Consider the following 17,266-nt stretch of genomic DNA (forward strand, 5'->3'; position numbering starts at 1 on the left):
TTCGAGATCAGCGTGACCGTACCGGTCGGGCGATCAGCGACGCAGGCCGAGGCGGGCGATCAGCTCACGGTAGTGGTTGATGTCCTCCTGAGCCACGTAGTTGAGCAGACGACGACGCTGACCGACCATCAGCATCAGGCCGCGACGGCTGTGGTGGTCACCCTTGTGCTGCTTCAGGTGCTCGGTCAGGTGCGCGATGCGCTTGGTGAGCAGAGCGATCTGGACATCGGGGGAACCGGTGTCGCCGGGGTGGGTCGCGTACTCGTCGATGATCTGCTTCTTGGTCTCGGCATCCATGTCGATTCCCTTTCTGTCGTTGCGCGGCGCGACGACCGGTGGTCGTGCTCTCTGGATCCGCGGGCGTCCTGACGCCAAGGGACGACTCTACCGGCTTGCCCCGAACAGGAGAAATCGGGCCCGAGGAGGTTCAGGCCATCGTCAGGGACTTGCGGTAGATCGCGAACAACCCCTCGGCCGGGTCACCGCTCTCTGCTGCCTCGTGGACCTCGTCCGGGTTCTCCAGGTCGATGTGGTCGCCGGTGGCGGAGTAGCTGAGGTCCACCGCCATGGAGATCATTCGCTCGTTCTCGGGGTCGATGACCATGAAGGTGGCTTCATGGCCCTTCTCACGGGCCTTGTCCTCCAGCCAGGTGGTGATGGCCGAGCCGACGCCCTGGCGGCGGTGGTCACTGACGATCCAGATGCGCTTCACCTCGGGCTGGAGCTCGCTGACCAGATCGAGGACCGCGGCGCCGACAACCCTGCCGTCGACCTCGCCCACGGCATACCAGACCTCGCCACGGTCTGCCGCGGCCAGGGTCTCCTCGACCTTGTCGGCGTCCGGGAAGCTCTGGAGTACCTCGACATCAGCCAGGGTCGCGCGGCGGACGATGGTGCGTTCGGTGGCAGCCATGGGGACCTCCCGTGGGTTGCTGGGCGAGTGGTTCCACTCGCGCCACTCACCTTAGCGGCGGGGCTCAGGCGGGGGCGAGGATCTCGCGGGTTCGCTGGACGTCAGCGTTGATCTGGGTCACCAGCGAGTCGAGGCCGTCGAACTTGAGGTTCCCGCGCAATCGCTCGATGAAATCGACGTGAACCCGCTTGCCGTAGAGCTTCAGGTCGTCACGGTCGAGCACATAGGCCTCCACGACTGCCTCCGGGACGTCCTCGAAGGTCGGGTTGCGGCCCACGGAGATCGCGGCCGGCATGCGCTCGTCCTCGCCCTCGACAGTCAGCCAACCGGCGTAGACGCCGTCCCCCGGGGCAGCATGCCCCTTCTGGACCGGGAGGTTGGCAGTTGGGAAGCCCAGTTCGCGTCCGCGTTGGTGGCCCATCATGACGATGCCCGAGTAGCGGAAGGGGCGGCCCAGGTGGTGCGCGGCGGCGGCCACGTCGCCCTCGGCCAGGGCATTGCGAACCAGCGTGGAGCAGGTGGTGGAGTCGTCGACCTGGATGAGGTCGACCACGTGGACACGGAAGCGGTGCGCCCCCAGCTCGTCTCGCGCCCCCAGCTCGGCCAGGGTCTCCACGGTGCCTTCGGCCCTGGCGCCGAAGGTGAAGTTGCTGCCCACACAGACCACCCGGGGACGCAGTGGCAGCAGGACGCGATCGACGAATTCCTGCGGGCTCAGCGCCATCAGCTCACGGGTGAAGGGCACCACACGCACCTCGGCGACACCGGCCTCAGCGAGCAGTTCGATGCGTCCGGTCAGGTCGGTGAGAAGTTCGGGCTCGGTCCCGGGGCGCACCACGCTCTGGGGGTGGGGCCAGAAGGTCACCGCGACCAGCGGCAACCCGGGGGCCTGTGCCTGGGCCTGGCTGAGCAGGGAGCGGTGGCCGGTGTGGACACCGTCGAAGTTCCCGATGGCCACGACGCAGGCTTGAGGATTGTGCACGAGTGGAGAGTTTAGGCGCTCAGCGTCCGAACTGGTGAACAGCCGGTGGACGCCAAGTGGTCATCGTCTCGTGGGCATCCTAGGATCGAGGACCGTGTCTGCCTCCCCCGCCGTTCTCATGGGCCTGTCGATCTCCCTGGCGACGGGGTTGTACGGCATCAGCTTCGGGGCACTCAGCAGTGCTGCGGGGCTCTCGCTGGGCCAGACGATGGCCCTGAGCCTGCTGATGTTCACGGGCGGCTCGCAGTTCGCCTTCATCGGGTCGATCGCGGGCGGTGGACCCGCCGCGTTGGCGTCGGCGACGCTGCTCGGCCTGCGCAACCTGATCTACGGCGCCCAGATGAACGCCATGTTCGCCCCGCACGGGCTGCGCAAGCTGGCCTCGGCCCATGTCACCATCGACGAGTCGGTGGCCACGGCCATGGGCCAACCTGATCAGGCTGAACGACGCCGGGGCTTCTGGGTGGCCGGGGTGGGCGTGTTCCTGTGCTGGAACCTGTTCACCCTGCTGGGGGCCCTGCTGGGCAATGCCCTGGGTGACCCGAAGACCTGGGGCCTGGACGGAGCTGCGGTCGCGGCCTTCCTGGGGCTGCTGTGGCCACGGCTGCGCAGTCGCGACACGGTGACGATCGGGGTGGCAGCGGCGTTCGTCACGCTGCTGACCGTCCCCGTGCTGCCTGCGGGCGTCCCCTTGCTGCTCGCTGCAGCGGCGGCCGCCTTCGTCGCCTGGCTCCTGGGACGCCGCACCCCGGCTGGGGGTGTGTCATGAACCTGTGGCTCTGGGTGCTGCTGGCGTGCGTCCTCGCCTACCTGACCAAGCTGGCCGGCTACCTGCTGCCGGAGAAGTGGACCCAGGACCCGCGCGTGATGGCCTACACCGGGGCGATGACGATCGGCCTGCTGAGTTCGCTGGTGCTGCTCAATGCCGTCGGCGACGGGCAGCGGCTGGTCCTGGATGCCCGGATGGTGGCGCTGTTGGTCGCGGGACTCGCCCTCTGGCGAAAGCTGCCCTACCTCGTGGTGGTCTTGCTCGGCGCCCTCTCAGCAGCGGCGTGGCGGTGGGCGATGCGTGGGGCATAGCCAGTGCGATTGTGGTGCCCCAACAACCTGTGGAGCAACGGCCTCGTCTCTGAGCAGGAACTGGCCTTGCTGGCGCTGGTGGCCGTAGGCGCCACGTACGTGTCCCTCTGGCGTGGATCGTCGGCGGCATAGAGACAACCACCCCACCTCGATGGCAGCGGGGCCGGAGGGAATCAGTGATTCCCTTCCGGCCTCGCGCTGCTGGCAAGCACCGCCAGCGGCTTGGCCCATCCCGCCTCGGGATCAGGCTCGAGCAGGGCGATGAGTTCGCCGTCCTTGCTGAGTGCTGCCGTCGTGGCAGCAATCTGCGAGCGGACGCGCTGGCCGTAGCCGAGGGCTCGGGCCTGCTCGTCAGTGACGGTCACATACGGGAAGCTTCGTCGAGCCACCTCGCCCATGGGTGTCACCGGCGGAGCATGCTCGGCCTCGAGGTCGGGCGCGGGCTCGGGCAGCTCGAAGCCGCCGATGCGGGTGCGGCGGAGCATGGTGAGGTGGCCCCCCACCCCCAGGGCGCGGCCGAGGTCACGGGCCAGGGCACGAATGTAAGTGCCCGAGGAGCAGTCCACGACAACGTCCAGGTCGAGGAACTGACCTTCCCGGCGACGACCGGTGACCTCGAAGCGGGTGACCTCGACCTGACGAGACTTCAGTTCGACTTCTGCGCCCTCGCGCGCCAGGGCATAGGCGCGCTTGCCGTCGACCTTGATGGCTGACACCGAACTGGGCACCTGCTCGATCAGCCCACGCAGGGGGGCCATCGAGTCCTCAACCTCTTCGGCAGTGAGGCCGGAGGCGTCCACTGCTTCGGAGAGTTCGCCCTCAGCATCATCGGTGGTCGAGGACTGGCCGAGCCTGATGGTGGCCAGGTAGGTCTTGTCGTGCCCGGCCAGGTGGCCCAGCAGCCGAGTGGCGCGGTTGACGCCCACGATCAGCAGGCCGGTGGCCATCGGGTCGAGAGTGCCGGCGTGGCCGACTTTCCGCGTCCCGAGGAGGCGCCGCAGGCGGCCGACCACCTGGTGGGAGGTCCAGCCCTGCGGCTTGACGACCAGCACGATGCCCGAACCGGTCTCCTTCGGCGGGGCCTCGGTGGCCGAAGGGGTGCTCACTCCTGGTCGTCCTCGTCGTCGCGACGATAGGGATCGGCCTCGCCGGCGTAGGTCTTGCCCGCTGCCTCGGCGTGCAGCTCCTCATCGCGCAGCTTGGCCTGGGCCAGCAGGTCCTCAATGTTCTTGGCGGCCTCAGGGGTGGCGTCCATGACGAAGGCGATGGTGGGCGCGAACTTCAGCCCCAGTCGCTTGGCGACCTCGGAACGGATCAGTCCGGTGGCCGACTTCAGCGCCGCCGCCGAATCGGCGCGTGCCTTGTCATCGCCCATCACGGTGTAGAAGATCGTCGCCTCGCGGGTGTCACCGGTGAGGCGGACGTCGGTGATGGTGACGAACCCGAGCCGCGGGTCCTTGACCCGTCGTTCCAGCATCTCGGCCACAATGACATGGATCTGGTCGGCCAGCTTGGCGACGCGGGGGTTGGTCATGATTCCTCCTGGTGTACTGCGCTCCCTCGACGGTAGCGCGTGGGGGACGGATCGGGGGCAGGGAACGCGTCCCTGCCCCCGACGTGCCGGCCCGGGGGCCAGCAGTTCACCCGCTCAGCTACGGGGCTTCTCGACCATTTCGTAGGTCTCGACCTCGTCGCCGATCTGGATGTCGTTGTAGTTGGCCAGCGTCAGACCGCACTCATAGCCCTCGCGGACCTCGGTGACGTCGTCCTTCTCACGACGCAGCGAAGCGATCGAGGTCTCCTGGACCACGACGCCGTCCCGGATGAGACGGGCCTTCGCATTGCGGCGCATGATGCCGGACTGGACCATACAACCAGCGATGTTGCCGAACTTGGAGGAGCGGAAGACCTCGCGGATCTCGGCCATGCCGAGCTGCTTCTCCTCGTAGATCGGCTTGAGCATGCCCTTGAGCGCAGCCTCGATCTCGTCGATCGCGGAGTAGATGACGTTGTAGTAACGCACATCGACGTTCTCACGGTCGGCGAGCTGGGCAGCATGCGCGGTGGGACGCACGTTGAAGCCGATGATGACGGCCTTGGACGCGGCAGCCAGCGACACGTTGGTCTCGGTGATCGCACCGACACCGCGGTCGATGACACGCAGCGACACCTCGTCGCCGACGTCGATCTTCGACAGGGCATCCTCCAGGGCCTCGACCGAACCAGCGCCGTCGCCCTTGAGGATGAGCAGCAGCTCCTGGGTCTCGCCCTTCTCCAGCTGCTCGAAGAGCTGGTCGAGGGTCTTGCGACGCGATCCGGCAGCCTGCAGGGCGGCACGCATGCGAGCCTCACGCTTGTCAGCGATCTGGCGTGCCATGCGGTCGTCCTCGACGACCAGCAGGTTGTCACCGGCACCCGGGACGCTGGTCAGACCCAGCACCTGGACCGGCATCGAGGGCGGTGCCTCGTCGACGGTCTCGCCGCGGTCGTTGATCAGCGCACGGACGCGGCCGTGTGCCGAACCGGCCACGATCGAGTCGCCGATGCGCAGGGTTCCGCGCTGGACCAGGGCGGTGGCCACCGGCCCCCGACCCTTGTCCAGGTGGGCCTCGATGGCCACACCCTGGGCGTCCATGTTCGGGTTGGCGCGCAGGTCGAGGGCGGCGTCGGCGGTCAGGACGACAGCCTCCAGCAGCTCGTCCATGCCCTGACCGGTGACCGCGGACACGTTGACGAACATGGTGTCGCCGCCGTAGTCCTCGGGAACCAGGCCGAACTCGGTCAGCTGGCCGCGCACCTTGTCGGGATCAGCGGTCGGCTTGTCCATCTTGTTGACCGCGACCACGACCGGCACGTCGGCCGCCTTGGCGTGGTTGAGCGCCTCGATGGTCTGGGGCATCACACCGTCATCGGCAGCCACCACGAGCACCGCGATGTCGGTCGACTTCGCACCGCGGGCACGCATCTGGGTGAAGGCCTCGTGACCCGGGGTGTCGATGAAGGTGATCTTGCGATCGACGTCGTCGACGGTGGTCTCGACCTGGTAGGCACCGATGGCCTGGGTGATGCCGCCGGCCTCGCGGGCGGCCACGTTGGCCGAGCGCAGGTAGTCCAGCAGGCGGGTCTTGCCGTGGTCGACGTGACCCATGACGGTGACGACCGGCGGACGTGCCTCCAGGTCCTCCTCATCGCCCTCGTCGGTACCGAAGTCGAGGGAGAAGCTCTCCAGCAGCTCGCGGTCCTCGTCCTCCGGGGAGACGACCTCGATGTTGTAGTTGAGCTCGGCTCCCAGCACCTCGAGGGTGGCGTCGGCCACGGACTGGGTGGCCGTGACCATCTCGCCCAGGTTGAACAGCACCTGGACCAGCTGGGCTGCGTCCACATTGATCTTCTCGGCGAGGTCGGTCAGCGAGGCGCCTCGACGGAGACGAACGGTCTGGCCTTCGCCCTGACGGATGCGCACGCCGCCAATCGACGGCGCCTCCATCTCGTTGAATTCTTGCCTGCGCTGCTTCTTCGACTTGCGTCCGCGCTTGCCACCGGCACCGCCACGACCGAAGGCACCCTGGGTGCCACCACGACCGCCGCGGCCACCGCCGCCGCCCCGCGGGGGTCCGCCAGCGGGCCCGCCGCCGAAGCCGCCAGGTCCACCGGGACCGCCGGGTCCACGACCGGGACCGCCGCCGGGGCCACCGCGACGCGGTCCGGCTCCGCGGCCGGCACCACGCTGCTGGGTTCCACCGCCGAGCGCGGAGGACTGCTGCTTGGGCATCATCGCCGGGTTGGGGCGAGGCATGCCCGAGGTGCCACCGGGGCGGGGCATGCGCTGTTCGCCAGCACCCTGGCCGGCGCCACCGGGACGCGGTGCGCCACCCTCACGACCCTGCGGGCCCGGACGGGCACCCTCGGGGCGAGGACGACGGACACCCATGCCCTGTGAGGGGGCGAAGGGGTTGTTGCCCGGACGCGGGGCACCGCCCTGGGGGCGGGGACGCGGGCCGGGCAGGCCGCCGGTGCTGCCGGGGCGCGGTGCTCCACCACCGGGACGCGGAGCGCCACCGGGGCGGGGTGCGCCACCCGCGCGGGGGGCTGCACCCGGACGCGGGGCCCCGGGACGAGGAGCCTCGGAACGGGGCGACTCCGCACGCGGGGCATCCGGGCGGGCACCATCCGGACGGGGCGTCTCGGCACCAGAATCGCCGCGGCCGGTCTCGGTGCGCGGGGCACCGGGACGCGGCGCGCCGGGACGGGGCGCACCCGGGCGAGGAGCGTTCGACGCGGGACGGGGGGCGTCCCCACTGTTGTCGGCCGGTGCAGCCGGCTTGCTCACCTGGGCGTCGGCTGCCTCGGGACGCGCCGCAGCGGGGCGTGCAGCACCCGGGCGGGGCGCAGCAGCCTGCGAGGGCGCCTTGGGGGCGCCGGGACGAGGGGCACCCGGACGCGGTGCGCCGGGGCGGGGTGCAGCAGGACGATCGCCGTCTGCCTTGGGGGCGCCAGCAGCTGACGGGGACTTCGCCCCGGCCGACTTCGGCGCATTGTCCTTGGACTGCCCTTCGACGGCGTCGCGCAGACGACGAACGACGGGGGCCTCCACGGTGGAAGAGGCAGAACGGACGAATTCGCCCATCGCTTCCAGCTTCTTCAGTACATCCTTGCTTTCGAGTCCGAGCTCCTTCGCGAGCTCGTAGACACGGACCTTGGCCACTACTCTCCTTCAGGCCCGGACTCGAGAAAGACCGAACCAGTTAGACGTTGTTGATGCTCATTTGCAGGTACTCATCGAGTGGTCATGAGCGTTAGCCCACTTTCTGGTTCACACCACAAGGCGTGGTGCTGGGGTGAGTGCGCGGTCACTGTGCGGCACGCGCATCGACCAGTTTAGCGCCCCGCGCCGCCCTCGGGCCAACCGGTGGCCTCCAGGGCGTCCGGATTGGCGGCCCCGCGGAAGCTTCGTGCGAACCCGCCCCGCTTGCGGGCGAGTTCCAGGCAGGCCGGATCGGGATGCAGCCAGGCACCCCTGCCGGGCTCGGAACGATCAGGATCGGCGACGACCCTGCCCTGGCGAAGCACGAATCGGCGAAGCTCGGCCTGCTCAGCCTCCTGCCGACAGCCGACACAGGTGCGACGAGGGGTGACCATGGCGACAAGTCTAGGTTCACAGCCCCTTCACAGGGTGGTCGCAGGGTCCTGCCAGATCCGGATGGGGAAATGGGGCATGGCCAGCCGGATGGGCTGGACCACTACCCACCCACACCATCACCACCCCGTGAGTAGCGAAAGGAACACCATGAAGACCAGCGCAGTGTTCGTGAGCGCAGCGACCCTGGCGGCTCTCGGCATCGGCGGCACGCTGACCAGCCAAGCCTTCGCCGACAGCCCCTCCCCCAGCTCGACGGCCACCTCCACCCCGGCGGCCACCAGTACCCCGGCGGCCACCAGTACCGGCACCTCCACGACCACCACCCAGCAAAACGGCAACGGCGACGGCCGCGGCACGGGCCGTCATCGCCTGAACGGCGGTGGCAAGGGGGGCGCCGGGAAGGGCCCCGAGGCTGAAGCCCTGGCCAGCAGGCTGGGCCTTGATGCCACCACGGTGCAGAAGGCGATCCAGGAGGTTCACGAGGCCCAGCGGACCACTGAGGCGAAGTCGCGCCTCGACCAGGCCGTCAAGGACGGCACCCTCACTCAGGCCGAGGCGGACGCCGTCCTCAAGGCGATCAAGGCCGGCGTCCTCGGAGGTGGTCGCTGACGATCAGGCCCCTGTGTCCCCCCGGTTCGGCGCCTCGGTGTCGGGGCGGATGTCGATTCGCCAGCCGGTGAGGCGGGCGGCCAGGCGGGCGTTCTGGCCCTCGCGCCCGATTGCCAGCGAGAGCTGGTAATCGGGCACGATGACGCGGGCAGCGCGTGCTGCGGCGTCCACGACGGTGACCGAGGAGACCTTGGCCGGGGACAGTGCCTGGGCGACGAACTCGGCCGGGTCCTCCGACCAGTCGATGATGTCGATCTTCTCCTCGTTCAGCTCGTGCATCACCGCACGCACGCGCTGACCCATCGGGCCGATGCAGGCACCCTTGGCCGAGACCTCGGGCCGGTGGCTGATGACCGCGATCTTGGAGCGGTGGCCGGCCTCGCGGGCGACCTCCTTGATCTCGACAACCCCCTGCTCGATCTCTGGCACCTCCATCGCGAACAGCTTGCGGACCAGGTTCGGGTGGGTGCGCGAAACGATCACCTGCGGGCCCTTGAGCTCCTTGCGCACCGCCACGACATAGACGCGCAGCTTCTTGCCGTGGGTGTACTGCTCGCCGGGGGCCTGCTCAGCCGGAGGCATGATCGCCTCGATCTCGCCCAGGTCCACCCGCACCACGCGGGAGTCGCGATCCTGCTGGACGGTGCCGAAGAGGATGTCGCCCTCAGATGCCTGGAACTTGCCGTACTTCTGCTCGTCCTCGGCCTCACGCAGTCGCTGGAAGATCACCTGGCGGGCGGTAGAGGCGGCGACGCGTCCGAAGTCGGCGGGGGTGTCGTCGTACTCACCGACCCGGTTGCCGTCCTCATCCAGCTCGGGCACGAGCACCTGGACCCGGCCGGACTTGCGGTTCACCTCCACACGGGCACCGGGCACGGGGGCCTCGGTCTTGTCGTAGGCGTTGAGCATGGCGTCCTCGAGGGCCTTGATCAGGTAGTCCAGAGAAACGCCCTTGTCGCGCTCGATCGCGCGCAGCGCGGTCAGGTCGATGTCCATCAGTTCTCCTCCTCGTCGTCAAGGTCGTCCTCGTCGAGGTCCTCGACGGAATCATCGTCGCCAGCCGCAGCGTCGTCGCCCTCGGCGTCCAGCTCGGGGTCGAAGGGACGGTTCAGCTCGACCTGGATCACAGCCTTGCGCATCTCGCCCAGGGCGACCTCGACAGTCTCGGGCTGGGGCTTCTTGTTGGTCTTGGTCGGCTCGGGGGTGAACTCGACGGTGACGTTGTCCTCGACCGAGTCCTTGATCCGCCCGGTGATGGTGCGTCCATCGGTCAGCGTCAGCTTCACCAGGCGGCCGCGATTGCGTCGGAAGTGCTTGGGCTCGGTCAGCGGGGTGCTCGTGCCACGGCTGGACACCTCGAGGGTGTAGGGGTTGTCCCCGACCGCGCTGGACTCGTCCAGGGCGTCGGAGATGGCACGGGTGGCATCGGCGATCTGGTCCAGCAGGGGACCACGTCCCCTGGGGCCCTCGCCGTCGACGGTGATGCGCAGGACGCTGCGGCGTCCGGCGGGCACGACGGTCAGGCTGTCCAGTTCAAGCCCCATCCCCTCCAGGAGGGGGCCCAGCAGTTCCTTGAGGGCTGCCTCGTTCATGTCGGTCCCTTCATTCGCTTGTTGTGAAGTTGTCAGATGTGACGTTGTCAGATGCGACGTCGTCGGGCACGAGACCGTCCGTTCCTGGGACATGTCACGTACGGAGCGACCATCCTAGCCGGGACCACTAGTCTGTGCCCCATGCCTGCTGCCCCCCGCGACCCACATCTGGGACGCCGCGAGCTCGTGGTTGGCGGGTTCGCCGCCGCCCTCACGGGCGCCCTGGGGCTGGGCGGGTGCAGCCGCCTCACCGACCCGGTGGTGCACGGCACCCGGTCGGCCCCACCGGGTGCCCAGGCGGCCCCACGCCCGAGCTTTTTGAGCGGCGCAGCGGGTGCCGCGGACCTGCGCTCTCGTCTGCAGGGCTGGCCCACCGCCGGGCAGACGGCGTGGGCCGACCAGGTCCGGTCGATGCTCGATGCCCACGTGCAGCTGCTCTCGGCCAAGGAGCCGCTGGCCGGCCTGCCCTCCCCCGAGGTCTGGGCCACTCTCGACCCCTCAGCCAGCCCTACTGCGGGCGGGAGCATCACCGAGGCAGGGTTCACCACAGCCGCCACCGCGCTCGCGGACACACACCAGGACACTGCCCTGTCCGCGAAGGACCCCTCCGAGGCGATGCTGTGGGCGTCCCTGTCGGTCGCGACGCGACTGAACGCGAAACCCGGACCGGCGCCCGCGCCGACCGACCTGCCACGGACGGTGGAGTTCGGCACCGAGGTCGAGGCACGCAATGTCGTGCTCGGCTACCTGCACTCGCTGGCCCAGTGGCTCGAGCTTGACCTCGGCGACGCGAACAAGGTCGAGGAGGCGCTGCTGAACGCCCGCCTGCGCGAAGTCCGCGCCGCCATCAGGGCCGAGCAGAAGGTGATCCGCAGCCTCGGGGGGACGCCGGTGGCTCCCCTGCCCGGTTACTCCTGGCCCGGTCCGGGCGAGGAGGAGCGGACCAGGTTCCTGATCGAGCGCCAGGTGATGGAGGCCTGGGGGCCCGTGGTCGCGACCAGCCCCCAGCCCCGCAGACGGCAGGCGCTGGTCCAGATGCTCAGCTGGGGTCGTGGGGCGTTGGCGGGCGGCGTCGGAACAAGTTACTTCCCGGGCTGGGTCTGAATTTCAGAGGACCATCCTCACGGTGTCCCAGGCCAGGCGCAGGCCGAGCACGACCACCACGACGAGGAACACCCGCCGTACGAAGGCATTGCCCCACCGCACCGCCATCGCCGCCCCGACGAAACCCCCGGTGAGGTTGGCTGTCGCCATGGCCAGGCCAATCTTCCAGTTGATGACATCGTGCAGCACCACGATCGCTGCGACGTTGGTGGTCAGGTTGGCCAGCTTGGCCATCGCGGAAGCCTGCAGGAAGCCATAGCCCAGAATCGCGACGAGTGCGATGACGAAGAAGCTGCCGGTCCCTGGCCCGAGGAAGCCGTCGTAGATGCCGATGACCAGACCGATTGCGGTCATCATCAGCGCCAGCGGCCAGCCCGAGCGGCGCACCTCGTGGTTCAGCCCCATCTGCGGCCGTCTGACCGTGTACCAGCCGACGCCGATCAGGGCGACCAGGACGATGGGGGTGAACCATTCCCGTGGCATCAGGGTGACCAGCCGCGCCCCGATGGAGGAGCCGACGTAGGCCGCCAGCATCAGCGGCAGGGCGTAGAGCCACTGCACCTTGACCTTGCGCAGGTAGGTGCCGGTGGCAACCAGGGTTCCCGCCGCGGAGGAGATCTTGTTGGTGCCGCTGACCGTGGCCACCGGGGTGTCGGCTGGCAGCCCGATCAGCAGCGAGGGCAGCTGGATCAGCCCCCCGCCGCCGACCACGGCGTCCACCCAGCCGGCCACGAGAGCCGCCGTCACGAGGAAGGCGACCAGGTGCCAGCCCAGGTCCATCAGCGTCCGATCTCGGCGAGCACCTCGGCCACGGCCTCAGCCAGCGCCACCGGACGTGCCTGCCCGGAGCGACGGTCCTTGACCTCCACGGTGCCCTCGGCCAGGCCGCGGCCGACGACCACGCTGGTGGGGACGCCGAGGAGTTCGGCGTCGGCGAACTTCACCCCCGGCGAGGCCTTGCGGTCATCGAGGAGCACCTTGACGCCCCGGGCGTCGAGGTCGTCGGCCAGCTTTTCAGCTGCCTCGAGGACCTGCTCGCCCTTGCCGGTGGCGAGAACCATGACGTCGAAGGGGGCGAGTTCACGCGGCCAGCACAGGCCCTTCTCGTCGCTGGTGCCCTCGGCGACCGCCGCGACCGCCCGGGAGACGCCGACGCCGTAGGAGCCCATGGTGACGGTGACGAGCTTGCCGTTCTGGTCGAGCACCTTCAGCCCCAGGGCCTCGGCGTACTTGCGGCCGAGCTGGAAGATGTGGCCCATCTCGATGCCACGGGCCAGGGTCATCGGCCCGGAACCATCGGGGGCGGGGTCGCCCTCGCGGATCTCGGCGACGTCGATGGTGCCATCGGCGGTGAAGTCGCGGCCCATGACCAGGTCGTAGACGTGGCGGCCGTGGATGTTGGAACCGGTGATCCAGCGGGTGCCCTCGGCGACGCGGGGGTCGACGAGGTAGCGCACCGTGCTGGTGGCCTCGGCACCGAGCACCTGGACGGCGCCCTCGGGGGCGTCCATGGTGACCGGGCCGATGTAGCCCTTGACCAGCGCGGGGTTCGCGGCGAAGTCCTCGTCGGTGAAGGGGCGCGGCTCTGCCGGGGAGACGGCAGCCTCCAGGCGCTTGGGGTCGACCTCGCGGTCGCCGGGCAGGCCGATGGCCAGCGCCTCGGTGCTGCCGTCGGGGTTCTCGAGCATGAACACGACGTTCTTGAGGGTGTCGGCGCCGGTCCAGGCGCGATCCTCGCGTCTGTACTTCTCGTTGCTCAGCGCCACCAGCGACTCGATGGTCGGGGTGTCGGGGGTGTCCTCGACGTGGGCGGCCGGCTGGCCCTCGATCGGCTGCGCCTCGGCGGGCGTGATCGAGACGGCCTCGACATTGGCGGCGTAGCCTCCCGGCGAGCGCACGAAGGTGTCCTCACCGGAGTCAGCGATCGCCAGGAACTCCTCGGAGGCCGACCCGCCCATGGCCCCGGCATCGGCCTTGACGATGACGTAGTCGAAGCCCAGGCGGTCGAAGATCTTGACGTAGGCCTCGCGGTGCTTCTGGTAGCTGGCCTCCAGCCCGGCATCGTCGACGTCGAAGGAGTAGGAGTCCTTCATGATGAACTCACGACCGCGCAGCAGGCCGGCACGGGGACGTGCCTCGTCACGGTACTTCGTCTGGATCTGGTACAGGCTGACCGGCAGGTCCTTGTAGGAGTTGTAGAGGTCCTTGACCAGGAGGGTGAACATCTCCTCATGGGTCGGCCCCAGCAGCATGTCAGCGCCGCGGCGATCCTTGAGGCGGAAGACGAGCTCGCCGTACTCGGTCCAGCGGTTGGTGGCCTCGTAGGGCTCACGTGGCAGCAGCGCGGGGAAGCTGACCTCCTGCGCGCCGATGGCGTCCATCTCTTCACGGACGATCTGCTCGACCTTGTGCAGCACAGCCAGGCCCAGCGGCAGCCAGGTGTAGATGCCCGGGGCAGCACGGCGGATGTAGCCGGCACGCACGAGCCAGCGGTGGCTCGCCACCTCGGCATCGGCAGGGTCCTCGCGCAGGGTTCTCACGAACAGGGACGACATCCGCGTGATCACGTGGTCTGGCCTTTCATCGAGCCTCAGTTGACCGGGTCAGCCTAGCGCGAGTTCCCGCAGGCAGCATGCGACTTCTCAGTGCACTTGATACCGCTTCTCACCCAGGAATGGGCGTGGACGTCCTGCGCGCAGGCTGATGTCACGAGCCCCGCCCCCGTCCCTCGGGCGGGGGCGGGGGCGGGGGTCTGGGGGATGCGGCGTCAGCCCTTCGTGGCTCCCAGGGTCAAACCCGAGACGAATTGCCGCTGGAGGACGAAGAACACCACCAACACCGGTAGTGCAGCCAACACCGAACCGGCAGAGAGCAGGTTGTAGTCGGTGAAGAACTGGCCCTTCAGATTGTTCAGCGAACTGGTCACGGGGAACTTGTCCCCCGATTGCAGGAGCACGGTGGCCCAGAAGAACTCGTTGTAGATCCAGGCCGTCTGCAGGGTGGCCAGGGCCGCCAGGGGCGGGCGACACAGGGGCAGGGTCATACCCCAGAACTGTCGCCAGATGGACGCCCCGTCCACCTCCGCCGACTCATAGATCTCGCGGGGCAGCGTTTTCATGTAGTTGCTGAGCACGAAGGTGCAGAAGCCGGTCTGGAAGGCGGTGTTGACGATGATGACGGCCAGGTGGCTGTTCAACAACGTTCCAGAGGCGCTGATCCACTCCGGAACCTCCACCATGCGGAACATGCGGTAGATCGGGATCAGCAGCGACTGCGGGGGCAGCAGGTTGGCGGCCACGAAGATCGCCAGCAACGAGAGGTTGAACCTGAAGCTGTACCTCGACAGGACGAAGGCCATGCAGCAGGACAGTGCCAGGGTCAACACCACCGCGCTGATCGTGATGATGGCAGAGTTCACGAAGCTCTGTTCGAACCCTCCCCTCTCCCAGGCCGCCTTGTAGTTGTCGAGGGTGAAGCCACCGAACGACATGTAGCCGTGCTCCAGGGTGTACCCGTAATTGCGGAAGGAGTTGAACACCGCCCACAGCAGCGGGAACAGAAACATCAGGCTGGTGGCGAGCAGGAAGGCATGGAGCATGAGGCGTCCAGGCCCGAGGCGTGGCTTCCGTGTCGCAGGAATGGTATTGCTGCTCATCAGTCCTCCTTCATGGTGACTCGCAGTTGCAGGACGATGAACACCGAGCTGATCAGGAGCATGATCGTGGCCAGTGCGGAGCCGAAGCCGATGCGGCTGGCCTCGCCCACGACGTTCGCCGTGACCAGGGTCGAGATGAGCTCGAGGCCATTGCGACCACGGTTGATCACCCACACCAGGTCGAAGGCGCGCAGGCCCTCGATGAAGGTGATTGTCAGCACGATGATGTTCACCGGGCGGAGGACCGGGAAGATGACGTTCCAATAGGTACGCACCTGACCCGCGCCGTCCAGCGATGCTGCCTCACGCAGCCCCGGGTCGATCCCCTTGAGGCCCGACAAGTACAGCAACATGATGTAGCCCGTGTGACGCCAGCCATTGGCCACCATCGCAGCCCACAGGTTGATCTGGGAGTCGCCGTACCAGTCAATGCTGGTGCCGAGCATCCAGTTCAGGAAGCCCTGGTCGCGGCTGTACATCAGCTGCCAGATGAAGCCGACCAGCGCTGCCGACAACACGACGGGCAGGTAGTAGGCCGTCTGGTAGAAGTAGGTGCCGCGGATTTCCTTGTCGAGCAGGATCGCCAGGAACATGCCCAGCGGGGTGAAGACCAGGAACAGTCCTGCCAGCCAGAGGACGTTGTGGGTCAACGCCGGCCAGAAAGGCGGGTAGATGGTTGCCAGGTCCACATAGTTCTGCGCACCGATGAACTTGATGTCGCTCAGGTCACCAATGCCATCCCACCGTGTGAAGGACAGCACCACCGTGGCCAGAGCAGGGAACCACACCAGGCCCAGAACGAGCAGAGTGGGCAACAGTCCCATCAGCAGCAGGATCAGCTTGTCTTGGGGGCGGATTCGCAGGCCCGATCGGGCCTCGCCCCGCCGCACGTTCTTCGTTGTGGTACTCATGTCAGGCGAAGATCGACTTCTTCTGCTGCTCGATCTTGGAGCAGATGCTGTCAATGGAGGAGGGGTTCTTCACAAACTCCTGCAGGGAGGGGCCAACGACGGTGGATGCGAAATCGGGCCGAGTGTCACGGTCGAGGAACTGGCTAATGTTCTCCGCCTCCGAGATCATCGTCACGGCCTTCTTCTGCAGTGCGGTGTAGCCACCCTGTTCCGCGCCCTCGTTCGCAGCGATGACCGACGGGTCGGCCTTCACGGTGATGTTGACGGCGGCGGGAGTCGCCAGGTATCGCAGCAGGTCCTTGGCACCAATCTCGTTCTTCGGCTTGGCCCTCATCATGAAGCCGTCCACCGGGGCTTCGACGACCTTGGCGCCGATCGCAGAGTCGAACTCCGGGAAGGAGAAGAAGTCCAGGTCGCCCTTGGCGTCCGTCTGCTGGAACTGCTGGTCGATGAACATGCCCATGACGTACATGCCGGACTGCTTCTTCAGCAGGCTCTGGGCTGCCTCCTGCCAGGTGCGTCCAAGGGGATCCTTCTGGTGGAAGGGCAGCAGCTGCTTCCACGTCGTGAAGACCTTCTTGACCTTCTCGCCGTCCCAGGCTTCCTTTCCGGCCATCAGGTTGACGTGGAAGTCGTAACCGTTGACGCGCAGGTTCAGCATGTCGAAGGTGCCCATGGCCTCCCAGCCGTCCTTGTCGGCGAAGGCGATGGGGGTGATGCCGTCCTTCTGCATCTTCTCGTTGAGGGTCATCCAGGCGTCGAGAGTGGTGGGAACCTCGTAGCCCTTCTCCTTCCAGACGCTGGGACGGTAGAAGATGCCCCAGGGGTAGTAGGTGGACGGCACGAAGACCTGCTTGCCATTGGCGTCGGAGGAGACGTTCTTCATCGACTCCGGCATGCCCTTGATGTCGTTCCAGACATCGGAGATGTCACCGACCAGGCCCTTCTCGGCGAAGTTCCGGGCGCGGTAGCCGGCGAACCAGGTGAAGACGTCGTCCGGGTTGCCCTGAATGTAGTTGTTGATGCCTTCCTTGAAGGTTTCGTGCTGGATGGTGTTGATTTCGACCTTCCCCTTGGTGAAGCCCTTCATCATCTCGGCGAAGGCCTTCTTGGGAATGTCGTCGGACTGGTACGAACCGACCGTCACGGTCCCGCCGGATTCCCCGGTGGGCTTGTCGTCACCGCAGGCGACCAGACTGCTGACGGCCACGCCGCCCAGAGCGCCCTGCAAGAGCGTGCGACGTCCGAAATGCGGCATCGGGATGGTACGTGTGGACATG

The 17,266-nt window shown here is 67.7% G+C and carries 18 protein-coding genes; 4 read left to right on the plus strand and 14 right to left on the minus strand.

All coding sequences use genetic code 11. The features are described 5' to 3' along the window. Positions 1-33 precede the first annotated feature (33 nt). The 3 genes from rpsO to M3G03_RS08960 all read right to left on the minus strand — a co-directional run bounded on the left by rpsO (position 34) and on the right by M3G03_RS08960 (position 1,895). Positions 34-297 carry a 30S ribosomal protein S15 gene (gene rpsO / locus M3G03_RS08950; RefSeq protein ID WP_396121930.1) on the minus strand — a complete coding sequence of 88 codons (264 nt, stop codon included), beginning with the start codon at positions 295-297 and terminating at the stop codon, positions 34-36. Positions 298-427: 130 nt separating this feature from the next. Then, positions 428-913 carry a GNAT family N-acetyltransferase gene (locus M3G03_RS08955; RefSeq protein ID WP_259809357.1) on the minus strand — a complete coding sequence of 162 codons (486 nt, stop codon included), beginning with the start codon at positions 911-913 and terminating at the stop codon, positions 428-430. A 64-nt stretch (positions 914-977) separates the two neighbouring features. Next, positions 978-1,895: a bifunctional riboflavin kinase/FAD synthetase gene (locus M3G03_RS08960; protein ID WP_259809358.1), complete on the minus strand. Its 918-nt coding sequence runs from the start codon at positions 1,893-1,895 to the stop codon at positions 978-980. Positions 1,896-1,989: 94 nt separating this feature from the next. Between M3G03_RS08960 and M3G03_RS08965 the strand changes: the two genes are divergently transcribed. Together M3G03_RS08965 and M3G03_RS08970 are read left to right on the plus strand one after the other, a co-directional pair. Further along, positions 1,990-2,664, plus strand: a complete 675-nt coding sequence (locus tag M3G03_RS08965; RefSeq protein WP_259809359.1) for an AzlC family ABC transporter permease — start codon at positions 1,990-1,992, stop codon at positions 2,662-2,664. Next, a complete protein-coding gene (locus M3G03_RS08970) occupies positions 2,661-2,975 on the plus strand; it encodes an AzlD domain-containing protein (RefSeq protein WP_259809360.1) in 315 nt (104 codons plus the stop codon). Before M3G03_RS08965 ends, M3G03_RS08970 begins: the two co-directional genes overlap by 4 nt. 173 nt (positions 2,976-3,148) lie before the next feature. On the opposite strand, the gene truB is transcribed toward M3G03_RS08970, so the two are convergent. The 4 genes from truB to M3G03_RS08990 all read right to left on the minus strand — a co-directional run bounded on the left by truB (position 3,149) and on the right by M3G03_RS08990 (position 8,114). Further along, positions 3,149-4,081 carry a tRNA pseudouridine(55) synthase TruB gene (gene truB, locus M3G03_RS08975; RefSeq protein WP_259809361.1) on the minus strand — a complete coding sequence of 311 codons (933 nt, stop codon included), beginning with the start codon at positions 4,079-4,081 and terminating at the stop codon, positions 3,149-3,151. Then, positions 4,078-4,509 (minus strand): 30S ribosome-binding factor RbfA, encoded by a 432-nt coding sequence (rbfA, locus tag M3G03_RS08980; RefSeq protein ID WP_259809362.1) that lies wholly within the window; start codon positions 4,507-4,509, stop codon positions 4,078-4,080. The genes truB and rbfA overlap by 4 nt, the downstream gene beginning before the upstream one ends. Positions 4,510-4,623: 114 nt before the next feature. After that, complete coding sequence (gene infB, locus M3G03_RS08985; protein WP_259809363.1) at positions 4,624-7,680, minus strand: translation initiation factor IF-2; 3,057 nt, start codon at positions 7,678-7,680, stop codon at positions 4,624-4,626. 173 nt (positions 7,681-7,853) lie between these two features. Further along, on the minus strand, positions 7,854-8,114 hold the full coding sequence (locus M3G03_RS08990; protein ID WP_259809364.1) for a YlxR family protein: 261 nt from the start codon (positions 8,112-8,114) through the stop codon (positions 7,854-7,856). A 148-nt stretch (positions 8,115-8,262) separates the two neighbouring features. Here M3G03_RS08990 and M3G03_RS08995 point away from each other — a divergent pair, with 148 nt between their 5' ends. Then, complete coding sequence (locus M3G03_RS08995; protein ID WP_259809447.1) at positions 8,263-8,724, plus strand: hypothetical protein; 462 nt, start codon at positions 8,263-8,265, stop codon at positions 8,722-8,724. 3 nt (positions 8,725-8,727) lie between these two features. Here M3G03_RS08995 and nusA read toward each other — a convergent pair whose 3' ends face one another. Further along, the gene (nusA, locus tag M3G03_RS09000; RefSeq protein ID WP_259809365.1) at positions 8,728-9,720 is read right to left on the minus strand and encodes a transcription termination factor NusA; all 993 of its coding nucleotides are present in this window, start codon (positions 9,718-9,720) and stop codon (positions 8,728-8,730) included. Then, entirely contained in the window at positions 9,720-10,316 is a 597-nt protein-coding gene (gene rimP, locus M3G03_RS09005; protein ID WP_259809366.1) for a ribosome maturation factor RimP, read from the minus strand. The genes nusA and rimP overlap by 1 nt, the downstream gene beginning before the upstream one ends. Positions 10,317-10,457: 141 nt before the next feature. On the opposite strand from rimP, the gene M3G03_RS09010 reads away from it, so the two are divergent. Beyond that, positions 10,458-11,420: a hypothetical protein gene (locus M3G03_RS09010; RefSeq protein WP_259809367.1), complete on the plus strand. Its 963-nt coding sequence runs from the start codon at positions 10,458-10,460 to the stop codon at positions 11,418-11,420. A gap of 3 nt (positions 11,421-11,423) precedes the next feature. Here the strand turns inward: M3G03_RS09010 and M3G03_RS09015 are convergent, their stop codons facing one another. The 5 genes from M3G03_RS09015 to M3G03_RS09035 all read right to left on the minus strand — a co-directional run bounded on the left by M3G03_RS09015 (position 11,424) and on the right by M3G03_RS09035 (position 17,265). Further along, complete coding sequence (locus M3G03_RS09015) at positions 11,424-12,200, minus strand: TSUP family transporter (protein ID WP_259809368.1); 777 nt, start codon at positions 12,198-12,200, stop codon at positions 11,424-11,426. Further along, positions 12,200-13,987, minus strand: coding sequence for a proline--tRNA ligase (locus tag M3G03_RS09020; protein WP_259809369.1), 1,788 nt, complete (start codon positions 13,985-13,987; stop codon positions 12,200-12,202). The genes M3G03_RS09015 and M3G03_RS09020 overlap by 1 nt, the downstream gene beginning before the upstream one ends. 200 nt (positions 13,988-14,187) lie before the next feature. Beyond that, a complete protein-coding gene (locus tag M3G03_RS09025) occupies positions 14,188-15,075 on the minus strand; it encodes a carbohydrate ABC transporter permease (protein WP_259809370.1) in 888 nt (295 codons plus the stop codon). Beyond that, the gene (locus tag M3G03_RS09030) at positions 15,075-15,986 is read right to left on the minus strand and encodes a carbohydrate ABC transporter permease (RefSeq protein ID WP_259809371.1); all 912 of its coding nucleotides are present in this window, start codon (positions 15,984-15,986) and stop codon (positions 15,075-15,077) included. Before M3G03_RS09030 ends, M3G03_RS09025 begins: the two co-directional genes overlap by 1 nt. Before the next feature lies 1 nt (position 15,987). Continuing rightward, on the minus strand, positions 15,988-17,265 hold the full coding sequence (locus tag M3G03_RS09035) for an ABC transporter substrate-binding protein (protein ID WP_259809372.1): 1,278 nt from the start codon (positions 17,263-17,265) through the stop codon (positions 15,988-15,990). Between the last annotated feature and the right edge of the window lies 1 nt (position 17,266).

The sequence above is a fragment of the Aestuariimicrobium sp. p3-SID1156 genome (genome assembly GCF_025144225.1).
Taxonomy (GTDB): Bacteria; Actinomycetota; Actinomycetes; order Propionibacteriales; family Propionibacteriaceae; genus Aestuariimicrobium.